This window comes from Paenibacillus herberti (assembly GCF_002233675.1).
GTDB classification, from domain to species: domain Bacteria; phylum Bacillota; class Bacilli; order Paenibacillales; family Paenibacillaceae; genus Paenibacillus_O; species Paenibacillus_O herberti.
The window spans coordinates 903,154-905,393 of sequence record NZ_NMUQ01000002.1; the positions used below are offsets into that span (position 1 = coordinate 903,154).

Genomic DNA, 2,240 nt, shown 5'->3' on the forward strand with positions numbered 1-2,240 from the left:
AGTACGTGGATGTAGACCCGAAACCGGGTGATCTACCCCTGTCCAGGGTGAAGGTGCGGTAACACGCACTGGAGGCCCGAACCCACGAATGTTGAAAAATTCGGGGATGAGGTGGGGGTAGCGGAGAAATTCCAATCGAACCCGGAAATAGCTGGTTCTCCCCGAAATAGCTTTAGGGCTAGCCTCGGTGTTGAGCATGCTGGAGGTAGAGCACTGATTGGGTGCGGGGCCCGCCAAGGGTTACCAAGTCCAGTCAAACTCCGAATGCCAGTCATGTATAACCGGGAGTCAGACGGTGAGTGCTAAGATCCATCGTCAAGAGGGAAACAGCCCAGATCATCAGCTAAGGTCCCCAAGTGTGTGTTAAGTGGGAAAGGATGTGGAGTTGCCCAGACAACCAGGATGTTGGCTTAGAAGCAGCCACCATTTAAAGAGTGCGTAATAGCTCACTGGTCGAGTGACTCTGCGCCGAAAATGTAACGGGGCTAAACACACCACCGAAGCTATGACATGTACCATTAGGTACTTGGGTAGGGGAGCGTTGTGTATGGGTAGAAGTCAGACCGTAAGGACTGGTGGACAGTACACAAGTGAGAATGCCGGTATGAGTAACGAAAAGATCAGTGAGAATCTGATCCGCCGAAAGCCTAAGGGTTCCTGAGGAAGGTTCGTCCGCTCAGGGTAAGTCGGGACCTAAGGCGAGGCCGAAAGGCGTAGTCGAAGGACAACAGGTTGATATTCCTGTACCACCGTAAACCGTTATGAGCAATGGGGTGACGCAGAAGGGTAGTAACGCGGACCGATGGATGTGTCCGTCCAAGCAGTGAGGCTGGTTTGTTGGCAAATCCGCAAACCGTATAAAGCTGGGCTGTGATGGGGAGGGAAAATTATAGTACCGAAGGTTATGATCTCCAGCTGCCAAGAAAAGCCTCTAGCCAGGTGAAGGTGCCCGTACCGCAAACCGACACAGGTAGGCGAGCAGAGCATGCTAAGGCGCGCGGAATAACTCTCGTTAAGGAACTCGGCAACATGACCCCGTAACTTCGGGAGAAGGGGTGCCTCGGTAGGGTGAATAGCCCGAGGGGGCCGCAGTGAAAAGGCCCAAGCGACTGTTTAGCAAAAACACAGGTCTGTGCGAAGCCGTAAGGCGAAGTATACGGGCTGACGCCTGCCCGGTGCTGGAAGGTTAAGGGGAGCGGTTAGGAGCAATCCGAAGCTGTGAACCGAAGCCCCAGTAAACGGCGGCCGTAACTATAACGGTCCTAAGGTAGCGAAATTCCTTGTCAGGTAAATTCTGACCCGCACGAATGGCGTAACGACTTGGGCGCTGTCTCAACGAGAGATCCGGTGAAATTTTAATACCTGTGAAGATGCAGGTTACCCGCGACAAGACGGAAAGACCCCATGGAGCTTTACTGTAACTTGATATTGGACTTTGGTACGATCTGTACAGGATAGGTGGGAGCCTAAGAAGCCGGAGCGCCAGCTTCGGTGGAGGCACCGTTGGGATACCACCCTGATCGTATCGGAGTTCTAACCTGCTGCCGTGAAACCGGCAGAGGGACCGTGTCAGGTGGACAGTTTGACTGGGGCGGTCGCCTCCTAAAATGTAACGGAGGCGCCCAAAGGTTCCCTCAGAATGGTTGGAAATCATTCGAAGCGTGCAAAGGCATAAGGGAGCTTGACTGCGAGACCTACAAGTCGAGCAGGGACGAAAGTCGGGCTTAGTGATCCGGTGGTACCGAATGGAAGGGCCATCGCTCAACGGATAAAAGCTACCCTGGGGATAACAGGCTTATCTCCCCCAAGAGTCCACATCGACGGGGAGGTTTGGCACCTCGATGTCGGCTCATCGCATCCTGGGGCTGAAGTAGGTCCCAAGGGTTGGGCTGTTCGCCCATTAAAGCGGTACGCGAGCTGGGTTCAGAACGTCGTGAGACAGTTCGGTCCCTATCTGTCGTGGGCGCAGGAAATTTGAGAGGAGCTGTCCTTAGTACGAGAGGACCGGGATGGACGTACCGCTGGTGTACCAGTTGTTCCGCCAGGAGCACAGCTGGGTAGCTACGTACGGACGGGATAAGCGCTGAAAGCATCTAAGCGCGAAGCCCCCCTCGAGATGAGATTTCCCAGTATGTAAGACCCCTAGAAGACGACTAGGTTGATAGGTTCGAGGTGGAAGCGCAGCAATGCGTGCAGCTGACGAATACTAATCGGTCGAGGGCTTATCCAAATCAGTGAAG

1 rRNA gene (running past one end of the window) is annotated in these 2,240 nt (G+C 54.1%); it reads left to right on the top strand.

Annotated elements, in window-relative coordinates:
* Positions 1 to 2,230 (top strand): 23S ribosomal RNA (locus CGZ75_RS16420); it begins 709 nt to the left of the window's first position.
* Positions 2,231 to 2,240: the final 10 nt, after the last annotated feature.